This is a genomic window from Desulfospira joergensenii DSM 10085 (assembly GCF_000420085.1).
Lineage (GTDB): Bacteria > Desulfobacterota > Desulfobacteria > Desulfobacterales > Desulfobacteraceae > Desulfospira > Desulfospira joergensenii.
Window position 1 is genome coordinate 605,954 of record NZ_ATUG01000002.1, and the last position, 23,656, is coordinate 629,609.

General features: G+C 51.2%; 19 protein-coding genes and 1 tRNA gene. 14 read left to right on the top strand and 6 right to left on the bottom strand.

Annotation, left to right across the window (positions count from 1 at the left end; genetic code table 11):
- Positions 1-110: 110 nt before the first annotated feature.
- Positions 111-839 carry a MurR/RpiR family transcriptional regulator gene (locus F608_RS0115145; RefSeq protein WP_022666498.1) on the bottom strand — a complete coding sequence of 243 codons (729 nt, stop codon included), beginning with the start codon at positions 837-839 and terminating at the stop codon, positions 111-113.
- A 381-nt stretch (positions 840-1,220) separates the two neighbouring features.
- Between F608_RS0115145 and F608_RS0115160 the strand changes: the two genes are divergently transcribed.
- The 5 genes from F608_RS0115160 (at position 1,221) to F608_RS0115180 (ending at position 6,764) form a co-directional block, all read left to right on the top strand.
- Entirely contained in the window at positions 1,221-2,693 is a 1,473-nt protein-coding gene (locus F608_RS0115160) for an FAD-binding oxidoreductase (protein ID WP_022666500.1), read from the top strand.
- Between the two features lie 64 nt (positions 2,694-2,757).
- Positions 2,758-3,552, top strand: coding sequence for an electron transfer flavoprotein subunit beta/FixA family protein (locus F608_RS0115165; protein WP_022666501.1), 795 nt, complete (start codon positions 2,758-2,760; stop codon positions 3,550-3,552).
- Between the two features lies 1 nt (position 3,553).
- Positions 3,554-4,513: an electron transfer flavoprotein subunit alpha/FixB family protein gene (locus F608_RS0115170; RefSeq protein ID WP_022666502.1), complete on the top strand. Its 960-nt coding sequence runs from the start codon at positions 3,554-3,556 to the stop codon at positions 4,511-4,513.
- A gap of 1 nt (position 4,514) precedes the next feature.
- On the top strand, positions 4,515-5,294 hold the full coding sequence (locus F608_RS0115175) for an SDR family oxidoreductase (protein WP_022666503.1): 780 nt from the start codon (positions 4,515-4,517) through the stop codon (positions 5,292-5,294).
- A gap of 36 nt (positions 5,295-5,330) precedes the next feature.
- Positions 5,331-6,764 carry an FGGY-family carbohydrate kinase gene (locus tag F608_RS0115180; RefSeq protein WP_022666504.1) on the top strand — a complete coding sequence of 478 codons (1,434 nt, stop codon included), beginning with the start codon at positions 5,331-5,333 and terminating at the stop codon, positions 6,762-6,764.
- 356 nt (positions 6,765-7,120) lie between these two features.
- Here F608_RS0115180 and F608_RS34930 read toward each other — a convergent pair whose 3' ends face one another.
- A complete protein-coding gene (locus F608_RS34930; RefSeq protein ID WP_022666505.1) occupies positions 7,121-8,737 on the bottom strand; it encodes a methyl-accepting chemotaxis protein in 1,617 nt (538 codons plus the stop codon).
- Between the two features lie 356 nt (positions 8,738-9,093).
- Here F608_RS34930 and htpG point away from each other — a divergent pair, with 356 nt between their 5' ends.
- The 6 genes from htpG (at position 9,094) to F608_RS32165 (ending at position 15,536) form a co-directional block, all read left to right on the top strand.
- On the top strand, positions 9,094-11,016 hold the full coding sequence (gene htpG, locus F608_RS0115190) for a molecular chaperone HtpG (RefSeq protein ID WP_022666506.1): 1,923 nt from the start codon (positions 9,094-9,096) through the stop codon (positions 11,014-11,016).
- Positions 11,013-12,347, top strand: coding sequence for a 30S ribosomal protein S12 methylthiotransferase RimO (rimO, locus tag F608_RS0115195; protein WP_022666507.1), 1,335 nt, complete (start codon positions 11,013-11,015; stop codon positions 12,345-12,347). The genes htpG and rimO overlap by 4 nt, the downstream gene beginning before the upstream one ends.
- On the top strand, positions 12,344-13,327 hold the full coding sequence (locus tag F608_RS0115200) for a polyprenyl synthetase family protein (protein ID WP_022666508.1): 984 nt from the start codon (positions 12,344-12,346) through the stop codon (positions 13,325-13,327). Before rimO ends, F608_RS0115200 begins: the two co-directional genes overlap by 4 nt.
- Before the next feature lie 2 nt (positions 13,328-13,329).
- Positions 13,330-14,595, top strand: coding sequence for a hypothetical protein (locus F608_RS32160; protein ID WP_022666509.1), 1,266 nt, complete (start codon positions 13,330-13,332; stop codon positions 14,593-14,595).
- A 56-nt stretch (positions 14,596-14,651) separates the two neighbouring features.
- Positions 14,652-14,727: transfer RNA gene (locus F608_RS0115210), tRNA-Val, on the top strand.
- Positions 14,728-14,852: 125 nt separating this feature from the next.
- Entirely contained in the window at positions 14,853-15,536 is a 684-nt protein-coding gene (locus F608_RS32165; RefSeq protein ID WP_022666510.1) for a DUF1722 domain-containing protein, read from the top strand.
- Positions 15,537-15,558: 22 nt separating this feature from the next.
- Here F608_RS32165 and F608_RS0115220 read toward each other — a convergent pair whose 3' ends face one another.
- Both F608_RS0115220 and F608_RS0115225 read right to left on the bottom strand, forming a co-directional pair.
- On the bottom strand, positions 15,559-15,993 hold the full coding sequence (locus F608_RS0115220) for a GNAT family N-acetyltransferase (protein WP_022666511.1): 435 nt from the start codon (positions 15,991-15,993) through the stop codon (positions 15,559-15,561).
- A 40-nt stretch (positions 15,994-16,033) separates the two neighbouring features.
- Complete coding sequence (locus F608_RS0115225; RefSeq protein ID WP_022666512.1) at positions 16,034-16,219, bottom strand: DUF2080 family transposase-associated protein; 186 nt, start codon at positions 16,217-16,219, stop codon at positions 16,034-16,036.
- 521 nt (positions 16,220-16,740) lie between these two features.
- Between F608_RS0115225 and F608_RS0115230 the strand changes: the two genes are divergently transcribed.
- A complete protein-coding gene (locus tag F608_RS0115230) occupies positions 16,741-17,718 on the top strand; it encodes a TAXI family TRAP transporter solute-binding subunit (protein WP_022666513.1) in 978 nt (325 codons plus the stop codon).
- Between the two features lie 21 nt (positions 17,719-17,739).
- Positions 17,740-19,461 carry an ExeA family protein gene (locus tag F608_RS34935; RefSeq protein WP_022666514.1) on the top strand — a complete coding sequence of 574 codons (1,722 nt, stop codon included), beginning with the start codon at positions 17,740-17,742 and terminating at the stop codon, positions 19,459-19,461.
- A 36-nt stretch (positions 19,462-19,497) separates the two neighbouring features.
- Here F608_RS34935 and F608_RS0115240 read toward each other — a convergent pair whose 3' ends face one another.
- Positions 19,498-20,913 (bottom strand): HD-GYP domain-containing protein, encoded by a 1,416-nt coding sequence (locus tag F608_RS0115240; RefSeq protein ID WP_022666515.1) that lies wholly within the window; start codon positions 20,911-20,913, stop codon positions 19,498-19,500.
- Between the two features lie 200 nt (positions 20,914-21,113).
- Between F608_RS0115240 and F608_RS0115250 the strand changes: the two genes are divergently transcribed.
- Complete coding sequence (locus F608_RS0115250; RefSeq protein ID WP_022666517.1) at positions 21,114-22,142, top strand: asparaginase; 1,029 nt, start codon at positions 21,114-21,116, stop codon at positions 22,140-22,142.
- Between the two features lie 64 nt (positions 22,143-22,206).
- On the opposite strand, the gene F608_RS0115255 is transcribed toward F608_RS0115250, so the two are convergent.
- Positions 22,207-23,508, bottom strand: a complete 1,302-nt coding sequence (locus F608_RS0115255) for an N-acetylmuramoyl-L-alanine amidase (protein WP_027362795.1) — start codon at positions 23,506-23,508, stop codon at positions 22,207-22,209.
- Positions 23,509-23,656 lie beyond the last annotated feature (148 nt).

Consider the following 23,656-nt stretch of genomic DNA (forward strand, 5'->3'; position numbering starts at 1 on the left):
CAAAAGGGGGGGGCGTTGACCCATGCTTTTTCCGGGCAGATTTCAGGAATCCGGACATCCTTGTTTCCCATTTTATCGCACTCCCCCTCGGTTATAAAGTTTTCACGGGTCTAGAAATCCTCGTTAACATGGATGCCCTTTCTCTGGAGCAGCTTTTGAACGATTTCTTCCAGGAAAATGAAAAAAAGTGTCCTTGATTTTTCGTATGGTTTGAGATGCGCCGGCTGGGGGCTCGGAGAAAGCCAGAATATTTTGTCACATTGATTAAATAAATCCGTGTTGTATTCCTCTACAAGGATGACCACCTTGCCCTCCCTTTGTTTTGCCGCAGCATATACATCCTGGAAGGAGTGAAACCGTCCTGTCTCGGTAATGATCAGCAGGAGAGTGGATTTGTCCGTCATATTGCCCAGGGTCACCTCGTCTGATACAGCCATGAAGGTTTTATCCGAGCAGTTTCGAAATCTGTACTCAAAGTACTGGGCACAGAGCAAAGAGGGGCCGTATCCGAATAAGACAATTTTATCATGGCCGTCAATCAGGGATAATAATTCATCGACCATGGTCGTATCAAAGGTTTTGATGAAGGATCCGACCCGGTTTAATTCATCTGAAACATCAATTGGCCTGATCTCTTTTCCGTATAAAAAATCGAGATACTGCCTGTAGTTCCTGAACCCGAGTTTTTTGACAAACTTGGATATTTTTGAAACCGAACATTGGCAGAACTCAGCCGCCTGGCTGATCCGGATGGCCGGCATGGTCTTGCTGTGCAGGATCATCTGTTCGTGTATCTGCTTTTCCAGCGGGTTGAGAGCATTTAAATCGATGGCAATCATAATCTTTCTAAAGGCTGTTTTTTCCCATAAAAAGCTCCCGGCAACAGACTTCAGGTTCCTCCCTGTTTTGCGGGCCGACCCGGATGAAACAGCAGATCAGCCCATGGCGGTTATTGAATGCGGATGACTCTACCATGCCTTCCTGAAAGGTGTAAAGAAAAGAAATCGCTTAAGAGGTCTGTGTTTATTGAAGTTGAGGAATTTTCAACTCAGAATCGGCAATGGAAAATTTTCCATAAAATACAGATATTAAAAATTAAAATGGAAATATTTCTATTTTTTATTGACACTTGAAGCTAGTATCTTTACTATTTTCCTGGTTAAAAGATCAGCAGGATCAAATGATTCTGCCAAACAAAATTTAGACTCCGGAGGTCCGAATTGGATAAAAATAAAATTATAGAAAAATTAAGTAAAATAGTGACGCCTTCCCAGGTCAACACCGATGCCGAGGACCTCTATGATGCCTCGGCAGACCGGTATAAAAAGTACGCGAAAGTCCGGCGGGTCCTGGACGTTCCCATGCCTGCAGCCATTGTATACCCCAAATCCGCCCGGGAGGTCAGCAAGGTGCTGGCCTTCTGCAATGATTCCGGTCTGAATGTCATTCCCCGGGCCGGAAAAACGGCAACAGAGGGGGGATTGGAAAACTGGAAGGAAAATACCATTGTTATCGACGGTCTGCATCTGGACAAGATTCTCAATATCGATACCTATAATATGCAGGCCACTGTGCAGGCGGGCGTTCCTCTCCAGGAACTGGAGGATGAACTGAGGGAAAAAGGATTCACAGCCGGTCACTCCCCCCAGTCAAAACCGGTGGCAAAGTTCGGCGGGCTTGTGGCCACACGAAGCATTGGTCAGTTCTCCACCCTCTACGGGGGCATTGAGGACATGGTTGTCGGTCTGGAATGTGTATTCCCCGATGGTCACATCTGCCGGATAAAGAACGTTGCCAGAAGATCCGGGGGCCCCGATATCCGGCATATTGCCATTGGAAATGAAGGTTCCCTCTGCTATATCACCGAAGTGACGGTTAAAATCTTCCGATTCTATCCTGACAACAACCGGTTCTACGGCTACCTGATCAAAGACATGGACACGGGAATCAAGGTATTGCGCGAGGTCATGGTAAACGGGTTCCGTCCTTCCGTGGCGCGCGCCTATTCTGAAGAGGATGCTGCCCAGCACTTTTACCATTTCCATAAAAACAAATGTGTTCTCCTCTTTATGGCCGAAGGCCCTGAAGGCATTGTCCAGGCCACCGGCAAAGCCATCGAAGAGGCAGTGGAAAAATTCAAAGACGGCATTGTAGAGCAGGTGGATTCCCGGCTGATCCAGGACTGGTTCAATAATCTGAACTGGTCCCAGAAAGATATTGATGATGAATTTGAGGGAATGAAGGAGAAGGATTCCCACGCAGGATTTACCACCGAAATATCCGCCGACTGGGAAACCATCCCTAAAATTTACAATTCCGTGCTCCAGAGGATCCGGCAGGAATATCCCCGTGCCCATGATCTTACCCTGCTGGGCGGCCACTCTTCCCACAGCTATATCAACGGCACCAATATGTACTTTGTATACAATTACAACATCCAATGCGCCCCTGAAGATGAGATGAGGGTCTATCACCATCCCCTGCAGAGAATCATTGTTGAAGAGACCCTTAAGCTCGGCGGTTCCATGTGCCACCACCATGGGATCGGGAAATTCAGGAATGAATGGACCAGGGAAGAGCACGGGTCTGCCTTTTACATGCTTGAAAAGCTCAAAGAGGTATTTGATCCAAAGGGAATCATGAATTTCGGCACCATCTATTTCCAGGAAGAAGGGGCAAAATACCAGAAATAAGAATGGCCGCCCGGGGATTTCCCCGGGCTTGCCCAGAACAAAAATCAGATGGTAATTCGTTGGCATGAAGATTATCTGTGTGGTCAAGTATGTTCCGGATGTGGACAGCATTGCCTTTGACGCTGAAAACAATACATACCCCGGAAAGAATATCAGGATGATTTTGAATCCGGATGACGCCTGCGCCCTGGCCTTTGCCCTTCAGGTGAAGGCCGGAGATCCGGACTGCTTTGTTGAGGTGGTCACCATGGGAACCTTCGCTGTGCGTCCCCACATGGAAGACCTGCTGAGGCTTGGCATAGACCGGGGAACCTTGATTTGTGATCCGGTTTTTGAAGGCAGCGACACCTTTGTTACAAGTGAAGTGCTGGGCCGGTACATCGCCACCCGTCCCTTTGACTGTCTTTTGACAGGAAACCTTTCCCTGGACGGCGGCACCTCCCATGTGCCTGTGCAGCTGGCCGAAACCCTTGGCCTGGATCAAATGCTGGGGATCGTCCGGATCGACCTCCACCGGTTCGACAGCACCCGGGCGGTGTTTGATGTGGTGGATGAGAAGAGCGTCACCACCTATGAAATGGCCATGCCCTGCGTATTGAGTGTTACCCGGGAGAGCGGTTATAAACTGCCCTATGTCAAATTAAAGGACATGCAACGGGAGGTTTCGGATGAATTGGCCATCGTCACCAACAAGGATCTTTGTTTTTCCGAAACCGAGGTCGGATCTTTCGGATCGCCCACACAGGTCGTGAAAACCTATCCCAAAACATTTGAGAAAAGAAAGAGGCAGATCGTTCAAAATGATGAAGAAGGCATCTCCTATGTTTTTGATTTTTTAAAACAGAAAGGGTTTCTCTGATATGAAGAAAACGTGTATTTTTCAGGATACTGAAAATATAGAGAAGACCAAAGACCTTCTGGAGGTGGCCGAACGGATGTACGGCCAGGGGCAATTCCAATCCCATGCAGTTCTCCTGGAGGCTTCTTCTCATTGTCTCCACGGATCTTTTCACCATATTATCCGGGTGGCCGAAGGCCTTGTGGACGCTTATGATCCCCGGGGAATTAGTGATGTCCTGGAAAACCTGCATCAAAGAAATCGCTTTGACTCTATTTTAATTCCGGCCACAAGCCTTGGAAAGATGATTGCACCCCGGCTGGCCAAAAGGCTTGGGACAGGCCTGTCCGCCGGGGTAACGGATGTTAAAAGGCAGAAAAACCGGATTGAAATCATCCGTCCGGCCTGTTCAGGAAAAATCCTTGAGGTCATTCACCATAGAGGCGCGGGACCCGTGATGATGAGCATCCGGCCCGACGCCTTTGAATATAGATCCCGGGGCGGGCTGCAGACCCAAATTTTAGAGTACACCAAACCTGTGACATCCCGCAGCACTGTCCAACGCCTCCATGTTGAGGAAAATAAACTATCCTATGATATCCGGGAAAGCCGGGTTCTCATTTCCGGCGGAGGAGGGGTAAAAGATGATTTTCCGGAACTTTTCCGCCTGGCGGATGCATTGAACGGAAGTGTTGCGGCCAGCCGGAAACTGGTCGATCAGGGGATCGCTCCAAGAAGCATACAGGTGGGCCAATCCGGGAAAACAGTCTCCCCCAGCCTCTATATGGCCCTGGGAGTACACGGAACCATGCAGCATATCGCGGGTTTGAGAAATATTGAAACTATCATTTCGGTAAATAGAGCGGACAACGCGCCTATTTGCAGCCTGTCGGATATCGTTGTGCAGGGGGATGCCGCCGAATTCATCGACAGGCTAATGGAGAAAATTTCTATCTACAGATCAGAAAAAAAGGAGAGTTGAGATGGACCCAATTGATTTTAATATGGGCTTTTTTTCCCTGAAAGGAAAGAACGCCGTTGTCACAGGCGGGAACAGCGGTCTGGGACAGGCCTTTTCCGTTGCCCTGGCCAAAGGGGGGGCAAACGTGATGGCCGCAAGTATTATGGATGATGACGGCGAAACCCGTCAGTGGGTTAAAGAGTGCGGTGTGGCCTATAAATACATATACGGCGACATCACAGCAGAGGGTGAATGTAAGAGAATTGTGGATGAATGCGTAAACACCTGGGGAAGCATCGACATCCTGGTGAACTGTGCCGGGATTTGCATCAATGTCGAAGATGTGACAAAGTTTACCCGGAAGGAGTGGGACCAGATGGTCTCGGTCAACCTTACGGCTGCCTTTGAGATGACCCACGAAGCCTGCAAGCATATGATTGAGCAGAAAAGCGGCAAGGTGGTGAATATCGCTTCCCTCTATTCTTTTTTAGGAGGGCAGTGGTCTCCGGCCTATGCCGCCACCAAGCACGGTATCGTCGGTTTAACCAAGTCCATGTGCGATGAACTGGCCCAATTCAATATCCAGGTGAACGCCATTGCCCCGGGATACTTTGCTACCCAGCTGACGGAAAAAACAAGGAGCGACGAAAAAATGAATGCAAAGATTCTCTCCCATATCCCTGCCAATCGCTGGGGGTGGACCGCCGATCTCATGGGGGCCTGCGTTTTCCTTTCCAGTGATGCATCCAACTATGTGAACGGAACCGTTTTAACCGTGGACGGCGGATATTTGATGCGGTAATTTCCCAAAGCACTTGCTATTGAGTAAGGAATTGAGATGGAAAAATATATTGTTGCAATTGACGGGGGCACGCAGAGCACCAAACTGGCCGTATTTGATACCTCCGGCCGGGAGATCTGTTCGGAAACGGTCCCGCTTCGGCCCATCCGTTTTTACGGCGATACCCGGGCCGAACATCCTGAGGATGATCTGTGGGAGAGTCTGAAAAAGGCAGGTCAGGGTCTGTTTGCAAAATTCAAGGGGGATAAGAACAGGATCATTGGCGTGGGTCTTGGATCCATACGGTGCTGCCGGGCATTGATACGGTCGGACGGGAATCTTGCCTCTCCCGTGCAGAGCTGGATGGACCTGCGCCTGGCAAGTCCCTATACACACGAAGATGACTCGGTCCGGTATGTGACCACCACCACCGGATACCTGACCCATCGATTGACCGGGGAGACAAAAGATACCCGGTGCAATTACGTCGGACCATGGCCCATAGATCCCCAGACCCTGGAATGGTATGGGGACAAAGAGCGCTTTGACGATTACACCACGCCCCGGGAAATGCTTTTTGAACTGGTGGATCCTTCAACGGTGCTGGGGAAGATTACAAAGCAGGCCGGCAGCGTTACGGGGATTCCAGCCGGAATCCCCGTGGTGTCCACATCAAATGACAAGGCCGTGGAAGGATTGGGCGCAGGTCTGGTCAACGACGGAACCCTTCTGGTTTCCCTGGGAACCTATATCACATCCATGATGGTGGGGACTAAATTTTATCCCGATACTATCAACTATTGGAGCAACCCGGGAGCCGTGCCCGGGGAATTCCTCTATGAAAGCTGCGGCATCCGGAGAGGGATGGCCACGGTCACATGGGTGAAAGAGCTTCTCGGTTCCGACATCCTTACGGCGGCAGAAAAAATGAACCTTTCCCCCGAGGCCTATCTCAATCTCCTGGGGGCGGATGTGCCGGTGGGATGTGACGGGCTCTATACGGTTCTCAACTGGCTGGCCTCTCCGTCCAATCTCCATGAACGGGGAATGATGATCGGATTTAACAGTACCCACAAGGGACCGCATATGTTCCGATCGGTTCTGGAAGGCATTGCCCTGACCATGAAAAATCACGCCCAGGCCATGTGTGATGAAATGGGTGTGGAACTCACCCATATCGTGGTCAGCGGCGGCGGTTCCAACGGAGATCTGTTCATGCAGATTTTTGCCGATGTTTTCGGGGTGCCGGCCCGTAGAAATGTGGTAAACGGCTCCGCCAGCATGGGGGCGGCCATTTGTACCGCTCTGGCTTTGGGCATATACAAAGACAGGCAGGAGGCCATTGACAATATGGTGTGTCAACGGGATACGTTTCAGCCCGTCAAGGAGAATGTGGAACTCTATCATAAGATCAACAAAGAGGTCTATCAACATATTGTTCCGGCCACGGATGATCTTTTAAAGAGGTCCCATGGGATCTTTAGCTCCTAACAGGGGGGCATCCTGGCTCTGGTATGCCCGGAACTGCAGAGTTCAACAATGCGGCAGAGACCCTTCCAGATCCCTGCCAATGAACTCATCCAGACGGGTCGGAGGGTCGGCATATTCTTTGTCATACATATTTTTCTCGCGGGTGTGGCGCCAAGCTCCAACAGCCGGATTCAAGATGGATCGGTCCTGTTTCTGGCAATGGCCCGGATGCACTCTTCCCGGGACTTTTTGACGCGGGGCGATTTGTTCCCGTGCTTCTTTTACCGAAAAAGAGGAGCACCACCGGAGCGATTTTCATAAATGAGCCCTGTTAACCTGAATACAGGGGGAGCTCAATTGTGCATCTTTCAGGTGGATCAGGTATGTATCCGGCCCATTATCCCGCGGATTTCCAGATTCAGCTTCAGCAGTTTTTCAGCACTGTCGCTCACCAGGGAGGCAGTGGCATGGATGTTTTTTGCGGCATCGTCCACTTCTCTGATATCTTTTGACATGTCGCTTGCAGCTTCGGCTCCCTGATTCATATTGTCACGGACCCCCTGAATTTTTGACGAAGTGGTCTGAAGGTTTTCTGCCATTTCTCGGGTTGAAGTGCTCTGTTCGTTTACAGAGGTGGAAATGCACGTGACAATTCGGTCTATTTCTTTGATGATGCGGGTGACTTGCTCGATTTCCGAAGTGGTTGCACTGGTGGTCTCCTGAACCTGTTCAATCCCATTTTGAATATCAAGGGTTGCGTCGGAGGTCTGTTGGGCAAGAGCTTTTATTTCATTGGCCACAACGGCAAATCCCCGGCCGGCTTCTCCGGCGCGGGCAGCTTCAATGGTCGCATTCAGTGCCAGAAGATTGGTCTGTTCGGAAATATCATTGATGATTTCGGTCATCCTGTCGATCTGTTGGGCCGCCCCCTCCATCTCCATTATCCGGGCTGAAGCGTTCCGTGCCCTCTCCACTGCTTCACAGGTGATGGTGCCGGCGGCCTCTGTGCTCCGGGCAAGAGCGGAAATGCTGCTGTTCATCTGTTCAGTGGCCAAAGCCATGACCTCTATGCGTTGGGTGGTATCCTTGGAGGCTTGTGCAACAAAATCCATATTTGCACTTAGCTGGATGCCGGCCGAGGTCATGGCCATGGATTTATCCGATGTCTGCTGTGAATGGTGTTCCAGGTCTCCGGATATTTTATCCAGAAGGGCGGATTCATCTGTCAGTATGGTAAATTGACTTGAGATATCCATGAAAATGGAATGGATTGCAGCGACAAAGGTATTGAAACTTGCGGTAAGTTCTCCGATTTCATCCTTTCGCCGGACAGCAAGCCGGGATGTCAGGTTCCCCTCTTTGGCAGCTATCTCACCGAGCATCCGGGCGACTTCAGTCACCGGGCGGACGATGTGGATGATCAGGACATACCCGAAAACGCCCAGGGTGAAAAGGACCATCCCCCATAGGGTGTAGGTGATTTGGGCCGATTGCCGCATGATCTTCTGTTTCTGTTTTGTTTCCATTTTCTGGATATGGGCGACCCGTTCCTGGGCCTTTCTGGCCCGTGCCACGATCCGTTTATCCTGGGAGTCGCCCCAAGGGCTCTCTGTTTTTTCAAAGGCCTCCACCTGTTGATAGAATTCAAGGCGGTAAGCTTCAATCTCCTTCCGGATTTCGGTAACGGTTTCTTTGTATGCCGGAAGAATTTTTTTTTCTGCAGCATGGGTCAAGGAAATGGAATCCTCGACATTTTTTTGCCATTTTTGAACTGCATCAAGTGTGTCTGTTCCGTGTTTGCCCCGGCCGCGGAGCTGATAATTCTTCTCCTGGCGCCGGCATTCCAGAAGCAGGATATTGATCTGGCTGAACAGCTTTACCTGCCCGTCAATACCGGCAATCCGGTTGAGACTGAAAATTGAATTCAAGCAGATCAAGGTGACAACTCCGGTGAGCAGTCCTGTCAGAAGCCATGCCTTGGTTCGGATTTGCATTCTGTGTATACTCCTTAACAAGTCAATTCCGTTTGCGATTTCCAAAACTGAGAGATGGAAGAGCAATAAACATGCCTTGACCGAAAGAAAGCCCGGAACGATGGTAAAGCGAATCCAAGAAACATTATTCACATTGCCGGATTAAAGAATCTGAGCCGTACCGCCGGATGCGAAGATCAGTTTTTTTTACACAAGTTCAGAATTTTTTACACTGGGTTTTGGTTCAACACAGATATCCATCCGTGAAAATATGCCGGGGAAGACCGTTTCCCAGCCTTGACAATCCTGTTTTTGCAACAATTATTATACAAAAATATTGTTGCTCTAATGAATTATAAACAGGAGTTAAATTTAAGATGGGAACCAAGAAGACACGCAAATTCAAAACCGAGGTACAGCAGCTGCTGCACCTGATCATCCATTCTCTTTATTCCAACAAGGAGATCTTTGTCCGGGAGCTGATCTCCAATGCATCGGACGCCATTGACAAGGCAAGGTTCAAGGAGCAGACCGAGCCGGAACTCTTTGCCGAGGACAATGATTTTCACATCCGCCTGGCCGTGGATCCCGAGGAAAAAACCTTTGTGATTTCAGACAACGGCATCGGCATGACCTTTGATGAGGTCAACGACAACATCGGAACCATCGCCCAGTCCGGTACGGCCGCCTTTATGGAGGCCCTTGAAAAATCCAAGAACGAGACCGGTCTGAGCCCGGAACTCATCGGTCAGTTCGGCGTGGGATTCTACTCGGCCTTTATCGTGGCGGATAAAGTCCGCCTGGACACCCGGGCTCCGGGAGAGGAAAAGGGCGTCCGCTGGGAATCCGACGGCCAGGGAACCTATACGGTCCAGGAAATCGATAAACAGGGCCGGGGAACCACCATCACCCTTTATCTCAAAGAGCCTGAAGAGGGTGACCAGGATTTCACCGAAGAGTATACCATCCAGCACATCGTCAAGAAGCACTCCGACTTTGTCACCTATCCCGTGATCATGAACCTGGAAAAGAACGAGCCCATCCCGGAGAACGAGATCATCAAGGATTCCGAAGGCAAGCCCATTGGAGACACCTTCAGAAAGGTGAGAAAGGATAAGACCCTCAACTCCATGAAGGCCATCTGGGCCAAGGCCAAGGAAGAGGTCACGGCTGAGGAGCATGAGGAGTTCTACAAGCATATCTCCCACAACTGGGACAAGCCCATGGAGATCATCCACAAGAAATTCGAGGGAGTGACCGAATACGATGTGCTCATGTACATCCCGGAAAAGGCCCCCTTTGATCTGTTCCGTCCCGAGAGAAAGCACGGGATGCAGCTTTACTGCAAGCGCGTCTTTATCATGGACGATTGCAAGGAGCTTTTGCCCGAATACTTCGGCTTTGTCCAGGGCGTGGTGGATGCCCCGGACCTGAACCTCAACGTGAGCCGGGAGATCCTCCAGGAAGACCGCCTGGTCAGAAATATCCGGAAAAACCTGGTCAAGCAGATCTTTTCCCTTTTGGAAGGCATGGACAAGGAAAAATACCAGGAGTTCTACAACGAGTTCGGCCAGGCTTTGAAGGCCGGCGTGCCCACGGATTTCGAGAACAAGGAGCGCATCGCCTCCCTGCTCCGGTACAAGACCACAAAGTCCGGAGACAAGTTCGTGACCCTGGACGAGTACATTGAGAATATGAAGGAAGACCAGAAGGACATCTACTTTCTCACCGGCGAGAACCTGACCTCCCTGATGAACTCTCCTCTGCTGGAAGCCCTCAAGGAAAAGGATTACGAAGTCCTGCTCATGGTGGATCCCATTGACGAATGGGTGGTCCAGTCCCTGCCCGAGTATAAGGAAAAGAAGCTCAAGAGCGCTGAAAAGGGCGATCTTGACGTGGAAAAGGTGGACGATGAAAAGAAAAATGAATTTTCCGCCCTTCTCTCCTTTCTCAAGGGCAAGCTGGAAAACCGGGTCAAGGACGTGGTGGTTTCCAACCGGCTCAAGGATTCCGTATCCTGCCTGTCCGGGGATGACTACGGCATGAGCGCCTATATGGAGAAGATCATGAAGGCATCGGGCCAGAAGACCCCGGAACAGAAGCGGACCATGGAGGTCAACGTCAACCATCCGGTCATGGCCAAGATCAAGGAGATCTTTGAGACCGATACCACCAGTCCGGTGCTCACAGACTACAGCGATCTTCTCTATGACGTTGCCGTGATCAGTGAAGGGGGGAAACTGGACAATCCGGCCCGGTTCTCCAAGCTCCTGGGTGATCTCATGTCCAAGGCCATATGATCGTCCATATCGAAACCCTGGGGTGTTCCCGGAACCAGGTGGACAGCGAGATCATGCTGGGCCGCCTGGTCCACGCCGGGCATACTTCTGCGGATGATCCTTCCCAGGCCGAGGTGATCGTCGTCAATACCTGCGGATTCATATCAACCGCCTCTGAGGAGGCGGTTGATGTTCTTCTGGATATGGCCCGGTATAAGAAAGAGGGCAGATGCACGCGGCTCATTGCCACGGGATGTCTGGCCCAGAGGTACAAGGACGACAAGGATCTGGCCTCAAGCCTGCCCGAAGTAGATGCGTTTTTGGGAACCGGGGCCTGCGATCTTATTGTGGATGTGGTGGAGAACAGGGCTTCTTCAGCCCTGGTCCTGTTCCCGGACCCAAACAAAAGAGGCTTCCAGGACCTTTCCATCCTTCGGGAACTGAGCCAGGAAAAATTTGCCTATGTCAAGGTTTCCGAAGGGTGCGACCGCCACTGCACCTATTGCATCATCCCCGAACTCCGCGGACGGCAGCGGTCCCGGCCCGGGGAGGATATCGAGAAAGAAGCAGAGATCCTTTTGTCAAAGGGGATAAAAGAGATCATCCTCACAGCGGAGAATACCACGGATTACGGACGGGATCTTTCAGAGGGAACAGGCTTCAGCCGGGTTCTGGCCCGGACCGCCCGGACCATGGCCGCAAGGGATGAGACGGCCTGGCTTAGGTTTTTGTATACCCATCCCTCCTCCCTGGACCTTGAGACCATTGAAACGGTCCGGGATCACGCCAATATCTGCTCCTACTACGATGTGCCCATCCAGCACGCCTCTTCGGCAGTACTCAAACGCATGGGCCGGCCCTATACCAGAGAAAATCTGAAGGACCTGTTTAAACTCATCCGGAAGACAGACCCGGAGGCGGTTTTAAGGACAACTCTTATCGTGGGATTCCCCGGAGAGACCCAGAAGGATTTCAAGATTCTTTTGGAGTTTATCCATGAGATCGGGTTTGACCATCTGGGGGTATTCACCTATTCCGACTCGGAGGATCTTGCCTCCCACAGACTGGGGGATCCTGTGTCGGCAGAGCTTGCCGAGCAGCGCCACGATCAAGTCATGGCGGCCCAGGCCGGGATCTCTTTACAGGTCAATGAAAAACATGTGGGAAGGGTCTATCCGGTCATGGTGGAGGAAAACCCCGAGCCCGGTGTCTATATCGGGCGGACCATGTTCCAGGCCCCTGAAGTGGACGGGGTCACCTTTATTTATTCCGACGGACTTGAAATCGGAACCCGATTTCATGTAAAGATAACAGATGCGTATGAATATGATATTGCCGGAGAGATTGCATGACCCTTGATTTAAAGACCCGGATCATTCAGCAGGTGGCCCCTGATCTTGAACAGGTGGAAAAGAGTCTGGAGGAAAACCTGGATCCCAATCTGGACCTGGTCAAAGAGATTGCCTCCCATCTCCTGTTCAGCGGGGGAAAGCGCCTGCGGCCCCTTCTTGCGATCCACAGCGCCCGGATGTGCGGGTATGCCAACGGATTTGAGGTCCTGTTCTCCACTCTTTTCGAATATCTCCATGCCGCTACCCTTCTCCACGACGACGTGGTGGACGGGGCAGACATGCGCCGGGGAAGAAAGGCCGCACAGAAGCAATGGTCCGCCCCCAAGGTGGTCCTGACCGGAGATTTCCTTCTGGCCAAGGCCCTGGATATTGCCGCCCAGACCCAGGAGCCCCGTCTGATTTCCGTGATAGCCGCCATCACCCGGGACATGTCCCAGGGGGAGATCGACCAGTTGGAGAAAAAAGGCAAGGCGGATCTGACTCCGGAAGAGTACTTTGAGATCATTCGGAGGAAAACAGCCGTTCTGATCCAGGGCGCCTGCCAGGGCGGTGCCATCATTGCCGGGGCCGGTTCCAAAAAGGAGGAGGCCTTGAAAACGTTCGGGTTTCATCTGGGTATGGCCTTTCAGATGGCAGACGATCTCCTGGATTATACGGCCACGGCCCAAGAACTGGGAAAGAATCCAGGGGCGGACATGAGGGAGGGAAAACTGACCCTCCCCCTGATCCACAGCCTGGCCCACGCAGATCCTCTGGAGCGGGAAAAAATGCTGGAACTGGTTTTCCATCCTGAGTTTGATCCGGATAAGTTTGAAGTGCTGAAACAGAAGATCATTGCCCTGAAAGGAATTGAATATACCCAATCCCTTGCCAGAGAACATATTGAAAATGCAAAGAAGCAGCTCCGGCCTTTTGAAGCTTCAGAATCCAAATCCCTGCTGGGTCTGATTGCAGACTATGCCGTTGAGAGAAAGGGTTGAACATGGGTAGAAAAAAGAGTCCGGGTCTTCCGGCGGTTCCAAAATGGATTTTTCCGGTCCTTATTTTTATGGGAATGGTAGTGGCCGCATGTCCCGGATCCGCAGCAGGACCGGAAGCCGGCCAGAACCTCGTGACCACGGGAAAAAGAGTCATCACTAACCAGAATATCCCCAGGGCAAAACAGGAAGCCGTGGATGAGGCCCTTAGGGCCGCAGTCCAGAACGCCGTGGCCGCCCTGGTCCCCCGTCAGGCTCTGGCCGCCAATCTTGAATTCATCTATGACAGGCTCCTGGCCCATACCCGGGATTTCGTCGTCACCTACCGGGTATTGGGGGGAATTGCCCACGAAGGGAATTATCTGGTGGGTGTGGAATCAAAGATCAACCTGGAGCTGCTGGAAAAAAGGCTCACAGACGCCAGGATTCTCAATGCAGCCAATGACAAGCCGGCCCTGCTTTTCTTCATTGCCGAGCAGACCCCCGGGGAAATCCTTCCAAAGTACTGGTGGGGCAACCACCCGGATCCCTATACCTCCCTGTGCGAAACCATTCTCCTTGAAAAGATGACCCAGGAGCGGTTCCGGCTGGTCCATGCCAGGGGAGCCTACCCGGATCCCGGAGCCTATAATATTGATTTCAAGTCCATCTATGATGCAGATGCCGCCATGGACCTGGGGACAGAGCTCGGAGCAGACATGGTGGTCATGGGCCGGGTCAGGTCATCCGAAGCCATCAACCGCATGGGAGACGAAAAGACCTTTGATGCCGTCATCGAACTTCAGGCCTATGATCTTGAATCCAGACGGCAGGTTCTCCAGTTCAATGTCAAGGCTGTCGCCAAAAGCCAGACCGACCGGGAAGGCAGCACCGATGCCATTGCCAAAGCCTCGGATCTTGCCGCACAGGAACTTTCCCGGAAACTGGATCAATTCTGGGTCCAGAACCTGAGAAAGGAAAACACCTTTGACCTGGCCGTTGAAGGGGAGGATTTTCTGTCGCGGTTCATTGCCCTGAAAAAAAGATTCAAGGAGATGCCGGACATTGAAAACATCCAGCCCAGGGAAATCGGATCTTCCAGTGCGGTCATGGAGATGGTGTACAAGGGGTCTGCTTCCCAGTTCGCCGATACCCTTATGCTGAAGACCTTTGAAGGATTCGGCCTTGAAATCGCCGAAGTCACGGACAGCCGGGTCTTTATCCGCTTTATTGAAAAACAGGATCAGAACCCGGAAGAACCGCCTGAAATTGGAGAAAGTTCCCATGAATAATCCGGTTTTTCTTGACAGGGAATGGCGGGTCTGGTAAAAACCTGGCTGAATCATAAAGGCGCGTAACTCAGTTGGTAGAGTGCTACCTCGACACGGTAGAAGTCAGCGGTTCAAGTCCGCTCGTGCCTACCAGTAAAATCAAGGGTTTTGGAAGGTCTTCCAAAACCCTTTTTTGATATGAATCCAATCTATTCTCAATTTGGCGGTCCGGTTAAGGGCCGAAGAGCCTGCCCTTTTATGATTGGGAAAGGAGAAAAATGCGCATCTGGGATATTGATCCCGGTTTTCTCAATGACCAGAGTCTTCTGGGGGAACACCGGGAACTCCACGGCCTGGTCTCCATCCATGTGAATCAAAAAAAGGGGTATTCAAGGCATCCGGAGACCCTGCGGTGGACAAAGGCCCTGACCGGGCTTTATCTCAGACACGAGATCCTGGTGCAGGAGATGGGGCTGAGGGGCTTCAGACACAATAGCCCAATTGAGCGTCCTGGAGAGGGGCTTGCCTGGCCGGACACCTTTATTGATCCTCCCCATGACCAGTTTTCCCTGCTGGGCGTCAAGTACAGGGACAGGCCCATGGGCCGGATTCCCCTGCCCGGTAATATCTGTGATCTCTGGACCGCTTCCAAGTACTCGGTTATGGCCCGGGATCCGGAGCAATACCGGGATATCGGTCCCAGGGTCGCTTCAGGTTCCATCTCATTTGAGCTCCTCAGCCGGACCCTGGTGACTCTGATGAGGACCCCACCTTCCAGAGGAAGGCTCATCAATGCCCTGGATCATATGTGGGGGTATGTGTCCGATAAAAGCCGGGCAGATCGAAAAGATCTCGGACTTTCTGAACTCCTGAAAGAGATCCGGGTCCAGACCCGGGCAAATCGCATTGACTATTTAGCCCGGTCCACGGCCCTGGGGGAGTTGGGGGCCTGGATTCCTTGAACCGGAATCGCCTGGAATCGGCCTAGAGGTCCTTTTTCAGGTTGATAAAGTCGCTGCGCCGGAATCCCAGCTTTTTGAAAAAAGAGAGCATGTCGCTGGAATCCCAGAGCACAGAGGAGTAAATGGACTTCACCCCTTCTTTCCTGTACAGGTCACAGGTCCCATTGGCAAGCTCCAGGCCGATGCCCTGGCCCATGTAGTCGGGATGAACTCCCAGGGCCATGATCCAGGCGCTCTTTTGAATACCGAATCCGGCATAGAGGGTGGTGGAAAGCATATACCCCACCACTTTTTTTTCGGTTTCGGCCACCAGGCTGATCCGGCTGTTGTCACCGGCGGCATGCTGCTCCACCAGGAGGCGGAAGTCCGGCCCGGCCTCTTCATTGGAAATAGCCGTTCTTATCCCTAAAACCGCCTGGATATCTTCTGTTGAAATTCCCCTGATAGTAAGGTTCACAAAACCCCTCCGTCTGTATTAAAACCTGTTGGATAATGGGTTATTCCACTTTTATAATCTTGACGACATGTCCGACCCAGTTGGGGGGAAGGTAGATTCTGCCGCTGTTGCCCGATGATTTTACCTCTTTTTCAATCATCTCTTCTCCGTACACCTCGAATTTTACCTTGGCCTGGTGACCGGGCCGGTGTTCTGTCGCAATATTTTTTCTATCTTTATCAGTCATATAAGATCCTAGTTTTCCAGAAAAAAGAAAAATCTATACTATGTTTTGTTCCCTGAGTCAATTTTTGTCAGGGGTATTGTAAACCGGCCCTGGAATAAGGGGTGATGAACTGTCTACTTCCTGATCAAATCCCCCGTGGCCGGATCTTTCGTCGAAGCCGATCTACAGACCATTAATATCAGATCACGACCCTTGGTGATTGGGGTTGCAGGGCATGCCCTCCCGGATTGCGGGAAGAAAAATTCCCTGAACAAAGATCTGAATCGTACCTATATAACAGCTGTTTAATAGTGATTTAATGGCCATTCTGTCAAGAAAAAAAGGAATGCCCGGGAAATGTTCTCAGCTAGAGGTTGACTTTGTTCGTAATTCTGATAAACCAAATTAAACCCTTCACAAATCGTGTCCAAGAGATCTCTTTGGCAAAGAGGGAAGCTGTTTCGCTTGTATCGTCCGGGCAATTATGGAACAGATCCGATTCAGCAGATAACCAATATTGGGTTCAAAACAGGGAGGATAGGATGAAAAAAAAGAGGCTGGCAGTTTTTCTGGTGGTTTTATGGGTACTCATGTCGGGGATTGCCTGGGCGGTCGACCTGGGAATGATCACCGGCGGCAGAAAAGGAACCTATTTCCAATTCGGATTGAACATGATGGAATTGAGCAAGCAGTACGGGTTTAATCTTTCCGTTTACAACTCCAGGGGATCCGTGGAAAACGTCTACGCCGTATACAAACGGCCCAGAACCCAGATGGGGATCGTTCAGTCGGATGTTCTGGCCTTTGTCCTGAAGGTGAAAACAGACAAGACCCTGAAACGGATCGCCAGAAAAACCAAGATGATCTTTCCCCTTTATAACGAAGAGATCCATCTTTTGGGCAAGGAGCAGCTCCTCTCCTTTGATGACCTGGAAGGAAAGAGAGTTGCCATCGGTAAAGAAGGGTCCGGCACCTATCTGACATCCATGCTGTTGTTCGAGGTTTCGGGAATAAAACCCGGAAAAACCGTTCCCCTGGGAACGGAACAGGCCCTGGACCAGCTCAAGGCCGGGAAAATTGACGCCATGTTTTATGTGGCCGGGCTGCCGGTTAAATTGTTTTCCGAAAGCATCACCGGCAGCGAAGGTCTTCACCTGATCCCCATTACCAATAAAAGTATCACCGAGTTTTACCCCATGGCCGATATACCGGCCAACACCTATGCCTGGCAGGGAGCACCCATCCATACGGTGGCGGTAAAGGCCGTTCTGGTCTCCTTTGATTTCAGGCGGAACAACTGCGATCATGTGGGCAGATTCGCCGGCATGGTATACGATAATCTGGACTGGCTCAAGCAGAACGGCCATCCCAAATGGAAAAACGTGGATCTTGATTATCCTTTAAAGGGGTGGTCCCAGTATGACTGTGTAAAAAAATATCTCCACACCGTTTCCGGTGAAGAACAGATGGCGCCCATGGAAAAAAATCCCCTGCTCAAGGCCATTAAAGAAATCCTGTAACCCAAAGGATCGGAAACAGGGATGTATTGTCAGCATTTCAATTTAAAGAAAAAACCATTCCAGATCAGTTCGGACAATGATTTCCTCTGGCTGGGAAAGGCCCACGGAACGGCCCTGGACCTATTGAAAAAAGGCATGGAACAGGATCACTCCCTGCTGGTTCTGACCGGGGATATCGGAACCGGGAAGACAACCCTGGTCAATGAAATCATCAAGACCCTGGATAAACGTACCCGGTACGTGAAAATTGAAGATCCAGGGTTTGAACTCCACGCCCTGTTCCAGGTCATTGCCCAGGCTTTTGGTTTTGAGAAGCAGTATAACGGACAGGAGAAGTTCTCCTCCGGGGTTCTTTCTTTTTTAAGGCGAATGGAAACGGAGGGAAAAAAGGTGCTGGTGATCGTGGATGAATCCCAGCGGATCCCCAAGCGCTTTTTAAGGGAAATGGTTTCCTGGTCGCAGTTTGGCCTAAACCATGTCCTGACCGTCCTTCTGGCCGGCCAGCTGGAACTGCTGGAAGTTCTCCGGCTTTATCTGGGCAGGGAATGGCCGGATCATATCCATGTCCAGACATCTCTCGGCCCCCTGGACCTGGAAGAAACCCGGGCCTATATTTCAAAGCGCCTTTCCATCGCCGGAACAGACCGGCCCATTTTCCTGGACACCGCTGTTCAGGAGGTGCACAGGTATTCCAAGGGCATTCCCAGGGTGATCAATATTTCCTGCGATCAGGCCCTGATCCAGGCCTTTGCAGACGATAAAGATACAATTGACGGCCCCACCGTTCAAAAGGCCGTCCTTTCCCTGGAACTTCCCCTGACAGGCGGACGGGAAAGGCCTCCGGATGTCCAAAACCAGCAGGATACGGGAAGAGAAGACCCGGACCGGGAAATGGAATTTTTGGAATCACACCCGCCAAAGAAAACCCGGGGAGGGAAAAGAATAGCCGCAGGCCTGGCCGCAGCCTGTATCTGCCTTTTTATGGGATATCGGTTTTATTGGGGCCCGGTTTTCGCGGTAAAACAAGAAAAAACAGGGAGTGTTTTATCCGGTCCCGGCCCGGAACCCGAATCCATTGAGCAGGGGAAAATAAAAGAAATAAAATCCATTGACCTCCAAGTCATTAAAAATTCCAAAACACCGGAACCGGAAATAAAGGATTCTGTTCCGGCGGTAAATGTCCTGTCCCTGCCTTCCCCTTCCGGGATAACGGATAAAAAGGGCACCGGACTGGGATATACACCTGAAGATGAAGTAAGCCGCCTTGACCCGGATCCGGTAAAAGCTGAAAATCGGACATGGATAGAAGATCCAGCCGGGGAGGCGTCTACTTCAGAATCATCCGGACCCTCTCCGGGTGAAGGGATTCAGCCCATCCTGTCAGATCCCCTGGAAAGGGAGTCAGAGGCCCCAAGGGATATTGATTCCTTTGTCCGGAAGGTTTTTTTATCGGAAGAGAAGAAATCCGTGTTTATGGGCTCAATTGTTCCGCCTCCGGAGCATGACTTCCCGGAAGGTCAGGGCCTGGAACCCGGAGATTCCAGTGAGCAAAAAAAAGGTGCAGACCCTTTGGTTGAAACGGAAAACAGGGGGCAGGATTCCGGATTAGAATCCGGTCTGGAGCCCGAACCCTCCGGTCCAAAGTCCGAACCGTTCGATCCAAAGTCCGAGTCCTCAGGTCCAAAGCCCGAACCCGACGCCATCATCGACTGGCTGCTGAAAAAAAGGGCAGCCGGAAAATAGGCGTCCGGGAAGGATCCCTGTGCCTATATCCAAACCTCAGGCTGCGATTTTCCTTAAGTAGGGCGGCAGCAGGTTAAATACATCCTTGGGTGATTTTACACTTCTTCTATTGTCAATGAGCTGGGAATCCTTGATGTCAGGCGCGTTGATGTCAACGGGATCCTGCTTGCTGTTCAAGGTCAGTTCATGGGCGTCTGTAAAGGGAATGACAATGGGGCCCCTGCTTTCAAGGACATAGGCCAGCTGTCCGTTCCTCAGGTAGACAATGCTGCCCGGGGGATAAATCCCGATGCTTTTTACAAAGGAATGGAGGATAAACTGGAGCATGCTGTCTTTTTTGGCATAGGTCCTGAACAGACGGGTCACCACGTTGATGGGGTTGACGGCCTCCTTATAGCATCGTTTCGAGGTCATGGCATCGTAAATGTCTGCCAGCTTGCAGATCTTGGTATAAACGGGGACCTTGTTGAATTCTCGTCCCCGGGGATAGCATCGTTCTTCGTCTTTTAAAAGCGGGGCATGGTGATATTCGACGATATTCCGGACAAATGAATTTTTAATACGATTTTTTTCCAAAAGTTCCACCCCGTATTCAAAGGAGTGGCGCTGAACTTCGGCGTATTCCCGGTCGCTCAGTTTTCCCTCTTTGTTCAAAACCGCGTCCGCCACCAGAACCTTGCCGATGTCATGGAGAAAGAATCCCAGGGAAATATCCTGGATATCCTCTTTATAGTAGCAGAAATAAGACTGGTCCTTTGTTCGGCCGTTGGTTTCAAAAGGATCGTGGATATCAGGGGAATTCCCCTTGATTAAATGGTCCACATGTTTTGAAAAGTGGGAATTAAAGCGGTTGAGCATGGCTGTTCCGATGGTGCAGACATTGATGGAATGATTGTAAAGATAATCATCATATGAAAAAATTTCCTGGGTCAGGTAGGAAAAGGGGTTTTCCTCGCTTTCCAAAAAAGAGACCATTTCCGAAACATGGGACTCAACCGCATTGAAATCAAATTCGCCCCCGGTTTTCTCGATATCTCCCAGGACCTTTTTAATACATCCTTTTGCATTGTCGTACTTTTCCTGGGCCTGGGCTTTCATCTCCTCTATTTCAATGAGCCGCATTTCAACGTCATTGGTCACCGTATCCGGGTAGGGGGTTGTTCCCTTTTCGCCGCTTTCTTCGTCAAAAAAAATAGCGATTTTTTCCGGTTTCACGATGATCTGATCCCCGTTCTCATTCCAGAAGCCCCCGTTCTGGGAGGTATCCACCATGACATGTTTTATTCCGTTCTCTTTGATAATATTCAATGTTTTGGCTTTTCTTACCAGGATGTCCTTGTCCAGAAGCAGCATGCCCTTTGAGTTGTACACGTCAATTCCGGTCTTTACGACCCCGCCCTGTTCTACGATTTTAATCAACTGGTCAATGGAAAATTTTCTCAGATTGGTCATCTATCTCCGTCTCCTGGTCCGATTGCAGATTCGCATACATTTTTATAAGTCAAATTTGAGTATCCAAAGGTTTATACTAGAGTATCTCATGGTTTATCAATGGGAAATTCATTTTTTCTTTCGATTTGGGGTGGATTTTCCCCGGGCCCTGCTTTATGGTCTGGGGGGTGGAAAAAACAAGGATTAGTGAGGAGAGAAAAATGGAGACATCATCATTGGAATACAGGGACCTGAAAAGTGAATTGCCCTGTGTCGCGGTCCTTGCCACCGGCGGCACCATTGCCGGTTCTGCAGAGTCGTCTGCCCAGGCAGGGTACAGGTCCGGCATGGTTGACGTCGAGGCGATGATCCAATCTCTCCCCGAACTTGAGAAAATCGCCCGGGTCAGGGGAGAGCAGATTGCCAATGTGGGGTCCCAGGACATGTCCTTTGAGATCATGGCCCGGCTTTCCAGGCGGATCAACGACTTGCTCTCCGGGGATGATATTCACGGGGTGGTGGTCACCCATGGAACAGATACCCTGGAGGAGACGGCCTATTTTCTCAACCTAACGGTGAAGAGCCCCAAGACCGTCGTCATGACCGGGGCCATGCGGCCGGCCACGGCCATCAGTGCAGACGGCCCCCTGAATCTTTTTAATGCCGTTGCCGTTGCCGCCGATCCCCAGGCCCGGGAAAAAGGGGTGCTGGTGGTCATGAATGACAGGATCCACGGGGCCCACTCCCTGACCAAAAGCAATACCACCTCTGTGGAGACCTTTATCTCTCCCATAAACGGATTAATGGGAACCGTTAATTACGGAAAGACCACCTATTTCAGGGCCCCTTCCCGCCGCCATACCTTTTTAAGCGAATTCTCCTTTGAATTTGATCTGCCCCTTCCCAGGGTGGATATCGTCTATGCCTGTGCAGACATGCCCCCGGATCTCATTGAATGCTCTGTAATAAAAGGCGCCAGGGGGATCGTCATTGCCGGGGACGGGAACGGAAATATGAATGATGTCAGCGTGAAGATGGCAGCCTCCATGGCAGAGAATGGCATATGGATTGTTCGAAGTTCAAGGGTTCCCACCGGGCGGGTGGGCAGAAATGTGGAGGTGGATGACGATGCCAATCAATTTATCGCATCCGATGAACTCAATCCTGCCAAGTCAAGAATTCTTCTTATGCTGGCCCTTTTAAAAAATCCGACCCATGACCAGGTTCAGGATCTGTTCTATGCGTATTGATCCTGTCCCAAGAGTGAAGATGTGAATTTCAAACCCGGGAAAAAGAAGGCTGTCCAGGGATTTTTTACAGGGGCAGGTAAATTTCAGTTCCCCTGGGCAATTGGCTGAAGTCCTTAACCTTGTTCCCGGTGGTGACCCGGCCCGACGGAAAGTGGTAAACGGTCTTTTCCGATTTATAGGCAGAGCCGGCAATCCTGTATGCGGTCCGGTCCTTTGTTATTTTATGGGGACCCTGATATCCGATGATCAGCCGGGTTTTTATGGGCAGATCATCCCAGTCCGATATCTGGGCGCCTGACCGGGTTTTCCCGGAGGGCAGAAAATAGACCGTGGTTTTTTCCTTGTAGGCCTGGCCGGCATGGGACCAGGCCGTCATGGAGGTGGAGATGATTTTAACGGGAAGGTCGGGTACAGAGGCCTGTTTTTCACCGGTATCCTGGTTCAGCAGCACCCGGGTGTTGACCGGGAGGTGGCTCCAGCCGATGATTTTCTTTACCCGGTCCCCGGGAAGGGCTTTTCCTCCAGGCAGAATATAAACCGTGGTCTGGCTGTCGTAATCCTCCCCTGCAATGGACCAGGCTGAGTTTTCTTTGGATATGAGGTTGGAGGCCTGGGCAAGGATCCTAACCGATCCGGATTTCTTGTAAAAAAGGCTGTCCAGCTGGGGATCGGGCATGAGCAGTCCGGCCCTGACATCCGGATCATGGCTCCAGGTGGGTCCCAGACCGGCCCGGGCCCTGTCAAAGTTCTTTGCGCAGCGCTTGCGCCCCCTGTGATCCTTTCTGAACCAGGGGTTGGGCAGCCCGTATGCGATCTGGCTGTGGGTCAGGACAGCCAGGTCACTGAGATTGTATACCTTTTGAAGGATGTCAATGAGCATGGCAGCCGAACGGTACTGCCTGTCGGTTAGTGGGGCATAATGGTATCCCACAAGTTCTATTCCCAGGGAAACGGAACTGATATCCTTTTGCCGGTTCCACATGGACCGGCCGGCATGATCCGCCCGGAAGGCCTTGTTCATGATTCGGTAGACCCGGCCGTTTCTTGCGATCACGTAGTTTGCATGACCCCCCGGAGTCCGGAATCCGCTTTTAAATTGTTTGCCGCGGGACACCACCCTCAGGGTGGCCTTCAGCCCCAGCTCGGAGGTATGGACAATGATATACCGGGTCTGTTTTCGCCTGATTTTCCTAAATTTTTTATTCAGCCGGTTCTGGTAATTTATGATCCCGGCCTGGAACCGTCGGTATTCGGAGTTTGTGAATCCGGGGGCGGGTTCCGGATGAATCATGATCATGCACAGGGCTGCAAAGCACAGGACCGCCCACCTGGTAAACAATTGTCTTTTGAGTCTTTTAAATTTCACCGGCCTCTCTTCTTTGTTTATATCCCCGTATCCGGAAAACAGGTATCATATATGAATCCGCTGGGAAACAAAAGCCCCGGTTTGAAGTCCGGCACCTCCCCTTGCAAAGGAGTTTAAAATTCAAACCCCTCTGGATCTTTCAGTTGAT

Bases quoted from the DNA above. Each gene is read 5' to 3' on its own strand.
- F608_RS0115145 (WP_022666498.1), bottom strand. From the start codon at position 839: ATGATTGCCATCGATTTAAATGCTCTCAACCCGCTGGAAAAGCAGATA.
- F608_RS0115165 (WP_022666501.1), top strand. From the start codon at position 2,758: ATGAAGATTATCTGTGTGGTCAAGTATGTTCCGGATGTGGACAGCATT.
- F608_RS0115170 (WP_022666502.1), top strand. From the start codon at position 3,554: ATGAAGAAAACGTGTATTTTTCAGGATACTGAAAATATAGAGAAGACC.
- F608_RS0115175 (WP_022666503.1), top strand. From the start codon at position 4,515: ATGGACCCAATTGATTTTAATATGGGCTTTTTTTCCCTGAAAGGAAAG.
- F608_RS0115180 (WP_022666504.1), top strand. From the start codon at position 5,331: ATGGAAAAATATATTGTTGCAATTGACGGGGGCACGCAGAGCACCAAA.
- F608_RS34930 (WP_022666505.1), bottom strand. From the start codon at position 8,737: ATGCAAATCCGAACCAAGGCATGGCTTCTGACAGGACTGCTCACCGGA.
- htpG (WP_022666506.1), top strand. From the start codon at position 9,094: ATGGGAACCAAGAAGACACGCAAATTCAAAACCGAGGTACAGCAGCTG.
- rimO (WP_022666507.1), top strand. From the start codon at position 11,013: ATGATCGTCCATATCGAAACCCTGGGGTGTTCCCGGAACCAGGTGGAC.
- F608_RS0115200 (WP_022666508.1), top strand. From the start codon at position 12,344: ATGACCCTTGATTTAAAGACCCGGATCATTCAGCAGGTGGCCCCTGAT.
- F608_RS32160 (WP_022666509.1), top strand. From the start codon at position 13,330: ATGGGTAGAAAAAAGAGTCCGGGTCTTCCGGCGGTTCCAAAATGGATT.
- F608_RS32165 (WP_022666510.1), top strand. From the start codon at position 14,853: ATGCGCATCTGGGATATTGATCCCGGTTTTCTCAATGACCAGAGTCTT.
- F608_RS0115225 (WP_022666512.1), bottom strand. From the start codon at position 16,219: ATGACTGATAAAGATAGAAAAAATATTGCGACAGAACACCGGCCCGGT.
- F608_RS0115230 (WP_022666513.1), top strand. From the start codon at position 16,741: ATGAAAAAAAAGAGGCTGGCAGTTTTTCTGGTGGTTTTATGGGTACTC.
- F608_RS34935 (WP_022666514.1), top strand. From the start codon at position 17,740: ATGTATTGTCAGCATTTCAATTTAAAGAAAAAACCATTCCAGATCAGT.
- F608_RS0115240 (WP_022666515.1), bottom strand. From the start codon at position 20,913: ATGACCAATCTGAGAAAATTTTCCATTGACCAGTTGATTAAAATCGTA.
- F608_RS0115250 (WP_022666517.1), top strand. From the start codon at position 21,114: ATGGAGACATCATCATTGGAATACAGGGACCTGAAAAGTGAATTGCCC.